The organism is Pseudoroseicyclus aestuarii, assembly GCF_003217255.1.
GTDB lineage: Bacteria > Pseudomonadota > Alphaproteobacteria > Rhodobacterales > Rhodobacteraceae > Pseudoroseicyclus > Pseudoroseicyclus aestuarii.
The window spans coordinates 100,117-113,390 of sequence record NZ_QJTE01000002.1 but is presented as its reverse complement, the minus strand read 5'-3'; the positions used below and the strand labels follow the sequence as shown (position 1 = coordinate 113,390).

The 13,274-nt window shown below is 68.6% G+C and carries 11 protein-coding genes and 1 riboswitch; of the genes, 9 read left to right on the top strand and 2 right to left on the bottom strand.

Features of this window, described 5'->3' with window-relative positions; translation table 11 throughout:
- Positions 1-20: 20 nt before the first annotated feature.
- Positions 21-128, bottom strand: a riboswitch (TPP riboswitch).
- Positions 129-261: 133 nt separating this feature from the next.
- The 8 genes from aroC (at position 262) to gyrB (ending at position 9,659) form a co-directional block, all read left to right on the top strand.
- A complete protein-coding gene (gene aroC / locus DFP88_RS05290) occupies positions 262-1,362 on the top strand; it encodes a chorismate synthase (protein WP_110813432.1) in 1,101 nt (366 codons plus the stop codon).
- Positions 1,363-1,451: 89 nt separating this feature from the next.
- The gene (gene rpsT / locus DFP88_RS05285; protein WP_110813431.1) at positions 1,452-1,715 is read left to right on the top strand and encodes a 30S ribosomal protein S20; all 264 of its coding nucleotides are present in this window, start codon (positions 1,452-1,454) and stop codon (positions 1,713-1,715) included.
- A gap of 746 nt (positions 1,716-2,461) precedes the next feature.
- Complete coding sequence (dnaA, locus tag DFP88_RS05280; protein ID WP_110813430.1) at positions 2,462-3,832, top strand: chromosomal replication initiator protein DnaA; 1,371 nt, start codon at positions 2,462-2,464, stop codon at positions 3,830-3,832.
- 90 nt (positions 3,833-3,922) lie between these two features.
- The gene (dnaN, locus tag DFP88_RS05275) at positions 3,923-5,038 is read left to right on the top strand and encodes a DNA polymerase III subunit beta (RefSeq protein WP_110813429.1); all 1,116 of its coding nucleotides are present in this window, start codon (positions 3,923-3,925) and stop codon (positions 5,036-5,038) included.
- A complete protein-coding gene (recF, locus tag DFP88_RS05270) occupies positions 5,035-6,189 on the top strand; it encodes a DNA replication/repair protein RecF (RefSeq protein WP_110813428.1) in 1,155 nt (384 codons plus the stop codon). The genes dnaN and recF overlap by 4 nt, the downstream gene beginning before the upstream one ends.
- Positions 6,186-6,632: a VOC family protein gene (locus DFP88_RS05265; protein WP_110813427.1), complete on the top strand. Its 447-nt coding sequence runs from the start codon at positions 6,186-6,188 to the stop codon at positions 6,630-6,632. Before recF ends, DFP88_RS05265 begins: the two co-directional genes overlap by 4 nt.
- Positions 6,622-7,146 carry a GNAT family N-acetyltransferase gene (locus DFP88_RS05260; protein WP_110813426.1) on the top strand — a complete coding sequence of 175 codons (525 nt, stop codon included), beginning with the start codon at positions 6,622-6,624 and terminating at the stop codon, positions 7,144-7,146. Before DFP88_RS05265 ends, DFP88_RS05260 begins: the two co-directional genes overlap by 11 nt.
- Before the next feature lie 92 nt (positions 7,147-7,238).
- Positions 7,239-9,659 (top strand): DNA topoisomerase (ATP-hydrolyzing) subunit B, encoded by a 2,421-nt coding sequence (gyrB, locus tag DFP88_RS05255; protein ID WP_110813425.1) that lies wholly within the window; start codon positions 7,239-7,241, stop codon positions 9,657-9,659.
- 45 nt (positions 9,660-9,704) lie between these two features.
- Here gyrB and DFP88_RS05250 read toward each other — a convergent pair whose 3' ends face one another.
- Positions 9,705-10,754, bottom strand: a complete 1,050-nt coding sequence (locus DFP88_RS05250; protein WP_110813424.1) for a homocysteine S-methyltransferase family protein — start codon at positions 10,752-10,754, stop codon at positions 9,705-9,707.
- A 305-nt stretch (positions 10,755-11,059) separates the two neighbouring features.
- On the opposite strand from DFP88_RS05250, the gene DFP88_RS05245 reads away from it, so the two are divergent.
- Positions 11,060-12,931: a phosphatase PAP2 family protein gene (locus DFP88_RS05245; RefSeq protein ID WP_110813423.1), complete on the top strand. Its 1,872-nt coding sequence runs from the start codon at positions 11,060-11,062 to the stop codon at positions 12,929-12,931.
- 127 nt (positions 12,932-13,058) lie between these two features.
- On the opposite strand, the gene DFP88_RS05240 is transcribed toward DFP88_RS05245, so the two are convergent.
- The gene (locus DFP88_RS05240) at positions 13,059-13,274 is read right to left on the bottom strand and encodes a hypervirulence associated TUDOR domain-containing protein (protein WP_110813422.1); all 216 of its coding nucleotides are present in this window, start codon (positions 13,272-13,274) and stop codon (positions 13,059-13,061) included.

Sequence of the window (13,274 nt, the reverse complement as noted above, 5' to 3'; positions counted from 1 at the left end):
GCGGGCGGAGCAAGGGAGGAGCCGAAGCCCTGTGCCTTCCCTCCGCCGGTATGAGCCGGTTCAGGTTCGACGGGTTCGCGGAGTATCTTCCGCATCTCAGCCCGTGACGGGCACCCCGAGGTGGCGCGAAGACTAGCAGGCCGGCGCGCGGCGGCAAGCCGGGCCTGAGTATTTGTGGAAACATGAAGCGGGGCGGCGCGCGAATTGCCCCAGCGCGGCGCTTGGGCTAGGGCTATGGGCGCTTGTCAGGAGGGTGCGTGCATGTCGCTAAACGGTTTCGGTCACCTCTTTCGCGTGACCACCTGGGGCGAAAGCCACGGGCCGGCGCTGGGGGCGACGATCGACGGCTGCCCGCCGGGTGTCACCATCGAGGCGGAGGCGATCCAGCACTGGCTGGAGCGGCGGCGGCCGGGGCGGTCGAAGATGACCACCCAGCGGCAGGAGGCCGATGCGGTCGAGATCCTCTCCGGCGTCTTCGAGGGGCGCAGCACCGGCACGCCGATCCAGCTGATGATCCGCAACACCGACCAGCGGTCGAAGGATTACGGCGAGATCGCCAATACCTTTCGCCCCGGCCATGCCGACATCGCCTATCACCTGAAGTACGGGCTGCGGGACTACCGCGGCGGCGGACGGTCCAGCGCGCGCGAGACGGCGGCACGGGTCGCGGCCGGCGGCGTGGCGCGGGCGGTGCTGGCCGACCTGGTGCCGGGTCTGCGGATCACCGGCTCCATGGTGCAGATGGGCGCCAGCCGGATCGATCCCGCACGCTACGACGCCGCCGAGATCGAGCGCAACGACTTCTGGTGCGCCGATGCCGAGCGCGCCGCCGAATGGGCCGAGGAGATCACGCGCCTGCGCAAGGACCACGATTCGGTCGGCGCGATGATCGAAGTGACGGCGAGCGGCGTGCCCGCCGGCCTGGGCGCGCCGGTCTACGGCAAGCTCGACACCGATCTCGCCGCCGCGATGATGTCGATCAACGCGGTGAAGGGCGTCGAGATCGGCGAAGGCATGGCTGCCGCCGCCCTGACCGGGCGCGACAATGCCGACGAGATTCGCATGGGGCCGGACGGCCCGGAGTTCCTGTCGAACCACGCCGGCGGCATTCTGGGCGGCATTTCGACGGGACAGGAGATCGTCCTGCGCTTTGCGGTGAAGCCGACCTCCTCGATCCTGACGCCGCGCCGGACCATCCGCGAGGACGGGACCGAGACCGAGATCGTCACCAAGGGCCGCCACGATCCCTGCGTCGGCATCCGCGCGGTGCCGGTGGGCGAGGCGATGATGGCCTGCGTCCTTCTGGACCACCTGCTGCTGGACCGGGGTCAGACGGGCGGAAAACGAGGCCTCATCGGCTGACAGCCTGTGCAGGGCTGTTGACCTGGCGGCGAGTCGCCTGTAAGTGCGCGACTTCAGAACGCAGTCCAGTAAGACGGGACCTATCCGACATGGCAAATACGCCCCAGTCCAAGAAGCGCGCCCGCCAGAACGAGCGTCGTGAAACGATCAACCGCATGCGCCGCTCGCGCATCCGCACCTACCTGCGCAAGGTCGAGGAGGCGATCGCCTCCGGCGATCAGACCGTCGCCGCGACGGCGCTGCGCGAGGCCCAGCCCGAGATGATGCGCGGCGTCACCAAGGGTGTGCTGCACAAGAACACCGTGGCGCGGAAGATGTCGCGCCTGACGCATCGCGTGAAGGCGCTGGCCTGATCTATCGGCCGGTCTTCCGGCGCGACGCCAGTTTCTGACGGCCCAGGGGGCGCGGCATCTGCCGCGCCCCCTTTTCTGTCGTTCGCTCCCCCCTGTGGCGGCGTCTTCCGAGACTCAGCAGCCGGGGCTGCGGCTGTGCGCTGACGCGCAGTTGTCAAGCAGCCGTGACGATCCCTTCATGACAATTGCGGCGCTGCGTGTCGGCTGCGCAAGGCGGCCTCAGGATGCCGTAGCGGATTCAGCGAGTCGCGGGATTCGCTGCGAGCCAGTTGCCGGTCAAGCGCCTTGTTCGGTTGAGGGGGCGAGACGGCGCGGGTAGCTTGCTCAAGCGATTCACGTCGTTCCTGGGGGAACATGGCGAGGGGCCGCACCGACTTTGCCGCTGATCCCCTGCCAGGGATCGGACAAGGGGCAAGGGCCGTGCGGCGCCTCGGACCGGCGAGGCGAGGGGCTGCCACCCCTTGCAGTGCTGTTGTCCGTGTCTTGCGCGGGCTGCCCGAGGGCGGTCCGCGCAGACACCCTGTCCATCGCCGAGGGATGTTGCGGGTCTGCGCGGATGAGCACCGCCCACCTCGGGCTCGGTGCATCCGCGAAGTCTCTGTTGCGACGTCCCGACTTGCGATTTCGATCTGTGGCCGCGGACTCCTGTCCGCGGAACGGTCGTCCTGTGCCGGAACGGCATGTCTCGCCAGGTGGCCCCGGCAGAGGGCTGCGGAGCAGGCATAAGAGACGGACGGATGGGACAGATGAACGAACAGGATTGGGCCCGGGTCAGTGAGACCCTGATTCCCGCAGTCGGCGACAACAACTACAAGAGCTGGATCGCGCCGCTCTGCTTCGACGGGATCGAAGACGGTGTCGCGCGCTTCGTGGCGCCGACGACATTCCACGGAAGCTTCGTTCAGAAAGAATTCGCCGACCGCATCCTGAGCCAGCTGCAACGTCACGGCGCCGAGGCGCAGCGTGTCGCCTTTACCGCCGGCCAGCCGCGCCGCGCCGCGCCGCGCCCCTCGGCACCGGCCCCCGCCGCGCCGGCGCCCGCCGAAGCCGCGGCGCCTGCCGTCGCCGATGAGTCGGGGCTGAGCACCGCGCTCGACGCGCGCTTCACCTTTGACCGCTTCGTAGTCGGCAAGCCGAACGAGATGGCCCATGCCGCCGCCAAGCGCGTGGCCGAGGGCGGTCCTTCTGGCTTCAACCCGCTGTTCCTTTACGGCGGCGTCGGCCTCGGGAAGACGCACCTGATGCATGCCATCGCGCATGAGCTGAAGGCGCGCGATCCGGAGGTGAAGATCGTCATCACCTCGGCCGAGCAGTTCATGTACCGCTTCATCACCGCGCTGCGCGACAAGCGGATGATGGATTTCAAGCTGCTCTACCGCAGCGTCGACGTTCTGATGGTCGACGACGTGCAATTCCTCGCCGGCAAGGACAGCACGCAGGAGGAATTCTTCCATACCTTCAACGCGCTGATCGAGGGCGGCAAGCAGATCATCATTTCTGCCGACCGGGCGCCGGGCGCGATGAAGGACGTCGAGCAGCGCATCACCTCGCGCCTCGCCTCGGGGCTCGTGGTCGATCTCTATCCCACCGATTACGAGCTGCGCGTCGGTATCCTGCAGTCCAAGGCCGACCTCTACCGCCAGCAGTACCCGGGGCTGACCATCGCGCCGGGCGTGCTCGAATTCCTTGCGCATCGCATCTCGTCGAACGTGCGGGTGCTGGAAGGCGCGCTGACGCGGCTGTTTGCCTTCGCATCGCTCGTCGGGCGCGAGATCACGATGGAGATGACGCAGGACTGCCTGTCGGACATCCTGCGCAGCTCGGACAGCAAGATCAGCATCGAGGTGATCCAGCGGAAGGTCTCGGACCATTTCAACATCCGCCTCAGCGATCTGGTCGGGCCCAAGCGCCTGCGCTCCATCGCGCGGCCGCGGCAGATCGCGATGTACCTCGCGAAATCCATGACCAGCCGGTCCCTGCCCGAGATCGGGCGCCGCTTCGGCGGGCGCGATCACACCACCGTCCTGCACGGGGTGCGCAAGATCGAAGAGCTGAAGCAGACCGACGCGCAGATCGCCGATGACCTGGAGCTGTTGCGCCGGGCGCTGGAAGAATAACTTTCCACAGGCTAACACTTGAGCGTGATTGGAAAACCGGTCAGGTTTTCCCTTCGGGCGGCATGCGTGCCGGACAGCGGAGCGAGAGACATGAAATTCAGCATCGAGCGCGCGGCGCTTCTCAAGGCGGTCGCCCAGGCGCAGTCGGTGGTCGAGCGCCGCAACACCATCCCGATCCTGGCCAACGTGCTGATCGAGGCCGAGGGGTCCGAGGTTTGCTTCCGCGCGACCGACCTTGACGTCGAGGTCGTCGACAGCGCCCCGGCGCAGGTCGAGCGCAGCGGCGCCACGACCGTCGCCGCCGTCCTGCTGAACGAGATCGTGCGCAAGCTGCCCGACGGCGCGCTGGTCACCCTGACCGATACCGGGCAGGGCCGCGTGACGATCGACGCGGGCCGCTCGAACTTCAACCTCGCGACGCTCCCGCGCGAGGATTTCCCGGTCATGGCGAGCTCGGAATACGCTGTGAGCTTCAGCGCCCCCGCGCCCGTGCTGCGGCGGCTTTTCGACAAGTCGAAGTTCGCCATCTCGACCGAGGAGACGCGCTATTACCTGAACGGCGTCTACATGCATGTCGCCGAGGGCGACGGCGGGCAGATGCTGCGCTGCGTGGCGACCGACGGGCACCGGCTCGCGCGGATCGACGCGCCGCTGCCCGACGGGGCCGAGGGGATGCCGGGCGTCATCGTCCCGCGCAAGACCGTGGGCGAGCTGCGCAAGCTGCTGGACGACGACGAGGCCGAGATCGTGGTCAGCGTCAGCGAGACCAAGGTCCGCTTCGTCGCGCCGGGGATCACCCTGACCTCGAAGGTCATCGACGGCACCTTCCCCGATTACAGCCGCGTCATTCCGCAGGGCAACACCCGGCGCCTCGAGGTCGACGCGAGCGAGTTCGCCCGCGCCGTCGACCGCGTCGCCACCGTCAGCTCCGAGCGGAGCCGGGCGGTGAAGCTGGCGCTCGACGAGGATCGGCTGGTGCTGTCGGTCAATGCGCCCGACAGCGGCGCCGCCGAGGAAGAGCTGGCCGTGGCCTATGGCGACGAGCGGCTGGAGATCGGCTTCAACGCGAAGTACCTGCTCGAGATCGCCTCTCAGGTTGATCGCGAGAACGCGGTCTTCCTGTTCAATTCCTCCGGCGATCCGACATTGATGCGCGAAGGCAATGACACCAGCGCCGTCTACGTCGTGATGCCGATGCGCGTGTGACGCCGGGCGATCAGGCCGATCCCGGACCCGATGACAGAAGCGGCGCGCGGCTTCGGCTTGAGGCGCTGCTGCTGTCGCACTTCCGCTCGCACCGGCGCGTGCGGCTGTCCTTCGACGGGCGGCCCGTCGCGCTTTACGGCCCGAACGGCGCCGGCAAGACCAACCTGATCGAGGCCGTCTCGCTTCTGTCGCCGGGGCGCGGAATGCGCCGCGCCAGTGCCGAGGATCTGTCCCGCCGCCCCGAGGGGCTTGGCTGGAAGATCGCCGCAGGCACCGCCGGCCCGGATGGCACCCACGAGATCGAGACATGGGCCGAGCCGGGGCAAAGCCGCTCCGTCACGCTGGACGGCAAGGCGGCGCCGCAGGTCGCGCTGGGGCGGGTGCTGCGGGTGCTCTGGCTGGTGCCCTCCATGGACCGGCTCTGGATCGAGGGCGCCGAGGGGCGCCGCCGCTTCATCGACCGCGCCGCCATGAGCTTCGATCCCGCCCATGCCGAGGTCGCGCTGGCCTATGACAAGGCGATGCGCGAACGGAACCGCCTGCTCAAGGACATGGTGCGCGACGCGGCCTGGTATGCCGCGCTCGAGGGGCGGATGGCGCAGGCCGGCGCCGCGCTCGAGGCGGGGCGGGCGGCGGCCATCGCCCGGCTGATGGCGGCGCAGGGCGCGGCCGAAACCGCCTTTCCCGCCGCCGACCTCGCGCTCGAACACCCCGAGCGGCTGATCGAGGACGAAGAGGCGCTGCGCGCCGCGCTGGCCGAGGGGCGCCCCCGCGACATGGCGGCGGGGCGCGCGCTGGTGGGGCCGCATCGCAGCGATCTTCGGGCGGTCTGGCGGGCCAAGGGTGTCGCGGCCTCAGACGCCTCGACCGGAGAGCAGAAGGCCCTGCTGATCAGCCTGATCCTCGCCAATGCGCGCGCGCTGGCGCAGGATCTGGGCGCCGCGCCGATCCTGCTGCTGGACGAGGTGGCCGCGCATCTCGATGCCGGGCGGCGCGCCGCGCTCTATGACGAGATCGCGGCCCTTGGCTCCCAGGCCTTCCTGACCGGCACCGGGGCGGAACTGTTCGACACGCTGGGCGCGCGGGCGCAGTATCTCGAGGTGACGGAGGCGGAGGGCGCCTCGGTCGTGGAGGAGAGACCGGCCCCATGAGCATCGCGCAGCGCGTGACCCTGATTACCCTCGGCGTGGCGGACATGGCCCGGGCGCGGACCTTCTACGAGGCGCTTGGCTGGCGCCTGCACGCCAGAAGCACCGAGGGGCTGGCGCTGTACCAGTTGAACGGCCTCGCCCTCTCGCTTTTCGAGCGCGGCGCGCTGGCCAGGGACCAGGGGCGGGCGGAGGCGAGGCTGGGCACCGGCGCGATGACGCTGGCGCAGAACCTTTCCACCGAGGCCGAGGTCGATGCCGCCTTCGAGGCTGCGCTGGCTGCCGGGGCCGAGGCGCTCAAGGCGCCGGAAAAGGTCTTCTGGGGCGGGTATTCGGGGTATTTCGCCGATCCTGACGGCCATGTCTGGGAGTTGGCGCATAACCCCTTCTGGCCGCTGAGCGAGGATGGCACGCTGACCCTGCCGGAGCCCGATCATGCAGATTGAGCGGATCGAGGAGGCGCGGCTGACGCCGGAGCTCGAGGCAGAGTTGGGCGCGCTGCTGGACCTGTGCTTCAGCGGCACCTTCGAGGGGCGCAGCTTCTTCATGCAGCGCCACCACGTCAGGCTGATCGCGCGCGAGGAGGCGATCATCGGGCACATGGCGCTGTCGCTGCGGGCGATCCGGCTGGGAGAGGACCTCGCTACCATCGCCGGCCTCGCCGAGGTGGCGACCCATCCCGATCGCCGCGGCGAAGGGATCGCCGGGCGCCTGATGGAGGCGATGCTGGAAGAGGCGCGGGCGATGCCGGCGGACTTCCTGCTGCTCTTCGGGGACAGGCCGATCTACGCCGGCCACGGCTTCGTGCCGGCCCCCAACCCGCTGCGCTGGGTCGAGATGGCGGGCGCCCGCACCGGCTGGGTCGCCGAAGGATCGGAGCGCGGGCTGATGGTCCTGCCGCTGGGCGCGCGGGCCTGGGACGATGACGCGCCGGTCGACCTGCTGGGGCACCTCTTCTAGGCGCGCCCCAGGACCCCGAAACCTCGGTTCAAGCTGGTCATTTTCCACCAGAATCCCTATGTTGGGGGTGCAAACCTCAGGAACAGTTTCATATGGCCGAACCGGCACTGCAACCCGCCGCCTATGGCGCCGAATCCATCAAGGTTCTCAAGGGCCTGGATGCCGTGCGCAAGCGTCCGGGAATGTATATCGGCGACACCGACGATGGATCGGGTCTGCATCACATGATCTACGAGGCCGTGGACAACGGCATCGACGAGGCGCTGGCCGGTCATGCCGACCGGGTAACGGTGAAGATCTGGGCCGACAATTCGGTCTCTGTCACCGACAATGGCCGCGGCATCCCCGTCGACATGCACCGCGAAGAGGGCATGTCCGCCGCCGAGGTCATCATGACCCAGCTGCACGCGGGCGGTAAGTTCGACCAGAACAGCTACAAGGTCTCGGGCGGTCTGCACGGGGTCGGCATCTCGGTCGTGAACGCGCTGTCCGACTGGCTTGAGCTGCGGATCTGGCGCGACGACAAGGAGCATTACGTCCGCTTCGAGAACTCCGTCACGGTCGAGCCGCTGCGCGTCGTCTCCGAAGAGGTCGGCCACCGCTCGGGGACCGAGGTGCGGTTCCTGTCCTCAACCCAGACCTTCTCGAACCTGGACTACGACTACGCGACGCTGGAAAAACGCCTGCGCGAGTTGGCCTTCCTGAACTCCGGCGTGCGCATCGTCCTCGAGGACGAGCGCCCGGCCGAGCCGCTGAAGACCGAGTTCTTCTACGAGGGCGGGGTGCGCGAATTCGTAAAGTACCTCGACCGGTCGAAGACGCCGATGATGCCCGAGCCGATCTGGATGGAGGGCGAGGTCAACGGAATCGGTGTCGAGGTCGCGATGTGGTGGAACGACACCTACCACGAGACCGTGCTGCCCTTTACCAACAACATCCCGCAGCGCGACGGCGGCACACATATGGCCGGCTTCCGCGCCGCGCTGACCCGCACGCTGACGCGCTATGCCAGCGACTCCGGCCTCGCGAAGAAGGAAAAGGTCAGCTTTTCCGGCGACGATGCGCGCGAGGGGCTGACCTGCGTCCTTTCGGTGAAGGTGCCCGACCCGAAGTTCTCCAGCCAGACGAAGGACAAGCTCGTCTCCTCCGAGGTGCGGCCCGCGGTCGAGAACCTCGTGGGCGAGAAGCTGTCCGAGTGGTTCGAAGAGAACCCGGCCGAGGCCAAGATGGTCACGCAGAAGATCGTCGAGGCTGCGCTGGCCCGCGAGGCGGCGCGCAAGGCGCGCGACCTGACGCGGCGCAAGACGGCGATGGACGTGAACTTCCTCGCTGGCAAGCTCAAGGACTGCTCCGAGAAGGACGCGACCAAGACCGAGCTCTTCCTCGTCGAGGGTGACAGCGCCGGCGGGTCGGCCCAGACCGGGCGCGACCGGCGGACGCAGGCCGTCCTGCCCCTGCGCGGCAAGATTCTGAACGTGGAGCGCGCGCGCTTCGACCGGATGCTGTCCAGCCAGGAGATCGGCAACCTCGTCATGGCGATGGGCACCGGCATCGGGCGCGACGAGTTCAACATCAGCAAGCTGCGCTACCACAAGATCGTCATCATGACGGACGCCGATGTCGACGGCGCGCACATCCGGACCCTGCTGCTGACCTTTTTCTTCCGGCAGATGCCGGAGCTGATCGAGGGGGGCTATCTCTATATCGCGCAGCCGCCGCTCTACAAGGTGAGCCGCGGCAAGTCCGAGGTCTACCTCAAGGACCAGGCGGCGCTGGACGATTACCTGATCGATCAGGGCCTCGACAGCACGCTGCTGCGGCTGGGCGACGGGTCGGAGCTGGCGGGCGAGGATCTTCTGCGCGTGGTGACCGAGGCGCGGCAGCTGCGCCGCGTGCTCGATGCCTTCCCGACGCATTACCAGCGCCACATCCTCGAACAGGCGGCGATCGCCGGCGCCTTCGTGCCCGGCGCGGTCGATGCCGACCTGCAGGGCGTGGCCGACCGCGTGGCCGCGCGCCTCGACCAGATCGCGCTGGAGTGGGAGCGTGGCTGGCAGGGCCGGATCACGCAGGACAAGGGCATCCGCCTTGCCCGTATCCTGCGCGGCGTCGAAGAGGTGCGTACCCTCGACGGGCCGATGCTGCGCTCGGGCGAGAGCCGCCGTGCCGGCAGCTTCACCCAGAGCCTGCAGGAGATCTACGAGCGTCCCGCGACGCTGGTGCGCAAGGATCGCAACACGCTGATCCACGGCCCGCTCGACCTGCTCAAGGCGATCCTCGAAGAGGGCGAGCGCGGGCTGACGCTGCAGCGCTACAAGGGCCTGGGCGAGATGAACCCCGACCAGCTTTGGGAGACCACGCTGGACCCGGACGCACGGACGATGCTGCAGGTGCAGATCGACGACGTGGCCGAGGCGGACGACATCTTCACCAAGCTGATGGGCGATGTCGTCGAGCCGCGGCGCGAGTTCATCCAGACCAACGCGCTGAGCGTCGAGAACCTCGACTTCTGAGGAAGGCGCGCCGGCGGCAAAGGGCCGCCGGCGCGCGGTCGCGCCCTAGGCCTGTTCGCCGAGCGCCTTGATATGGCCGGGCAGCCGGGCGTTGGTGCCATACATGAAGTGGTTCTCCATCCGCTCGGAGTAGCGGCTGGCATCGGTCGTCAGCCCCACGGCCTCGGAGATCTCGCGGATGTGCATCGGGCTCGCGCCGCAGCAGACGCCGAGGTAGTTCACGCCAAGACCGTAAGCCTCCTTGCCGAAGGCGCCGATCTCGTAGCGGTTGCAGAACAGCGGATCGAGCGCAGTGGGGAAGGTGCGGCCATGCGGGGCCGGGCAGGTGCAGCCGTTGGTGTCGGAAAGATTGAAGAAGGTCGGCTCCGCCTCGGTGGTGCGGTAGGGGATCGGCAGCGCGCCGACGTGGCAGGAGACCGCGGCGCGGATCTTCTTCAGCCAGGGCATCATCGTCTGAGGCCCGCGGAAGCAGTTGAGGCCGACGACATCGGCGCCGCCCTGTTCCAGCCGCTGGCAGGTCTCGACGATGCCGGTGCCGTCCATCAGCTCGTTCGCGGCCATCGGCGCCAACGTCAGGACGATGGGCAACCCGCTCTCCTTCGCCACCTCCAGCGCGGCCAGCGCCTCTCCGGCGTAGTAGAAGGTCTCGCCCACGATGATGTCGGCGCCTTCCTCGACGGCCCAGCCGACCATCTCGCGGAACATGGCGCGGACCTCGTCCTGGCGGGCGGGATCGGCGGGATCCCAGATGTTGGTGTTGGAGATGTTCCCGGCCATGAGGTTGCCCGGCTTGTTGTCCGCGACCTCGCGGGCGATGCGCAGGGCGGCGCGATTCAGCGGCTCGAGCAGCTCTTCCTTGCCGATCACGCGCATCTTCTCGCGGTGGCCGTTGTAGGTGAAGGCCTCGACGATATCCGATCCGGCGCGCTGGAAATCGACGTGCAGCGCGCGCAGCGCCTCGGGGTGTTCCAGCGCGACCTCGGGGACGAATTCGCCCGCGGTCAGGTAGCCGCGCCGCTCCAGCTCGAAGAGGAAGCCCTCGGCACAGATCACGGGGCCCTTGTCGAGGGCGGCGGTCAGACGGTTCTCGCTCATGGCGCAGTCTCCTGGTTGCGGCGCGTCCAAGACCATCGTTGACCCGAGCCTGCCGGCGCAGCGGGGCGCCGATGCAATGGTCCTCGGTCCCGCCGTCCGGCGCCGGCGGGCCGGCGCCTTGGGCGGGTCTGATCGTGTTAGCCCGGATCGGGCGGTGCAGCCTAATGAGAAGCCTTCAGGATCGTGTTGAACGATGTCGGATCTTGCCCCTCCTTCCCTCGCGGCGCTCGAGGCGTGATGTCACCGAACTGATACCTGCGCTCTCTAGCCAGCCGGCGAGACCACCCCATGGAAGGATGATCGAGATGCCCGCCTCTGCCCGCCTGGCCGGAACCGCCTCTGCCGCCGCGCTGCTGTGCAGCCTTGCCGCCCCCGCGCTTGCCGCGCCCGAGGGGGCCGGCCCCTTCACGGTTCCGCTGCCCGAGGTGAGCGGCCCGCTGCCCGTCGTCGAGCATTACCAGGCCCAGGCCGGAACGGGCGCGGATGGCGCCGAGCTGAAGAAGTACGACCGCGACGAGAACCCGATCATCGCGATCCTCTCGGGCTTCGATGATATCTGGAGCTTGGGCGACGAGGCCTGGCGCCAGGGCGGCGCCAATGGCGACGGCGCGATGGACTATTCGCAGGTCCAGATCGTGGACCCCGCCGTCTGGGAGGCGAACATCGCCTACGTCGTCGATGTCACCACCGACCGCAGCCCGCAGCAGGCGCTGGAAGCCTATCTCGACGACCGCCGCGCGCAGGGCTTCTCGGTGATCGAGGGCATGGGCCCGCTGGCCGAGGGCTACCGCGAGGCCGCCGGCGCCACGACGACCATCGCGCATGAGCTGACCGACTTCGATCCCGAGGCCGAGCTTGGCGTCAAGGAGGACGACGAGGGCGTGCAGCATGGCAGCCTGGAGTCCGAGCTTGGCGACTTCGTCGCCTTCATGGATGCGATGCGCGGTCCCGAGGGCTCGACCTCGCCGGCGAAGTATTTCTACGCCTCGCCCCGGCCCTGGCGGATGAACGACGCGGGCGAGGTGGTGCAGACCGGGACCGAACCGGTCAGCCCCGAGAACGACACCCCCGTCGAGACCTATGAGACCAGCGTCGCGGTGGTGCCCGCGCTTCTGAGCGCGCGCGAGACCCGCGGCCGCAACAAGGACGGCGGCTTCCCCTCGGGCCATACCAATGCCGGCTACGTCGCCGCCTATGCCTATGCCTATGCGCTGCCCGAGCGGTACGCGCCGCTGCTGATCCGCGCCTCGGAGCTTGGCAACAACCGCGTCGTCACCGGCATGCACAGCCCGCTCGACGTGATCGGCGGACGCGTCATGGCGACCGCAACGGCCGCCGCCTACCTGGGCGATCCACGTTTCGAGGATCTGAAGGTGCAGGCGCGCGAGGACATGCTGCAGGGTCTGGCCGGCGGCGACGCGCAGGCGCTCTGGGACATGGCGCATGAGGACGCGGGCGAGGATCGCTGGGCCGCGGATGACGAGACCCGCGCGCTTTACCGCGAGCGGATGACCTACGGCCTGCCGCAGGACACGGAGGCCGCCGGCCAGGAGATGATCGTGCCGCAGGGCGCCGAGGTGCTGCTCGAGACGCGGTTCCCCTACCTCGACGCCGATCAGCGCCGCGTGGTGCTTTATTCCACCGGCATCGACAGCGGCTACCCGGTGCTGGACGAGAGCAACGGCTGGGGTCGCCTCGACCTCGTCGCGGCGGCGGCGGGCTACGGCAGCTTTCCGGGCGACGTAACCGTGACGCTGGAGGGCGAGGGCCTCGAGGGTCACGACCGCTGGGAGAACGACATCGACGGCCCCGGCATGCTGACCAAATCCGGCGCCGGCACGCTGGAGCTGCTGGGCGAGAGCGCCTACGCGGGCGGCACCCGCCTCGAGGAGGGCACGCTTGTCGCGGGCACCGAGACGGCCCTCGGCGCGGGCGACCTGCTGGTCACCGGCGGCACGCTCGTGGTGACGGAGGCCGGGCTGACGGTGGGCGCGACCGAGATCGAGGGCGGCACCCTGCGCGTCGACTTCGGCGACGAGATGCCCGCGGCGGGCGAGACGGTGACCGTCCTGACGGCGGAAAGCCTGACCGGCAGCTTCGACAGCGTCGAGGCCGAGGGGGTCGAGCTGACCGCCGAGACCACCGAAACCGGCATCACCGTCACCATCGACGGCTGACCCTTCGAAAGCGACTGCCGGCCCCTGGAGTGACAGGGGCCGGTGCCGGCGAAGAGGGGGCAGGGGGCGCTGCCCCCTCGGCCCTGGCGGGCCTCACCCCCGGGATATTTGCGAAGAGAAGAAGGGGTCAGGCCTTCGACAGCTCGCTGCCGCTTTTCAGAACCTCGTCGCCGTCGTCCTTTTCGATCAGATAGGCTGGATCGTCCTCGCTGGCGTTGCGCGTGACCTCGGTGCCCTTGATCTTCCGGGTGATCTTGCCGGTGTACTTCTTCTTCACGGTGCCGCTGGCGGTCGAGCCGCTCCAGTTCCATTTGACCGTGTCGCCGTCCTTGTAGTCGGCCAT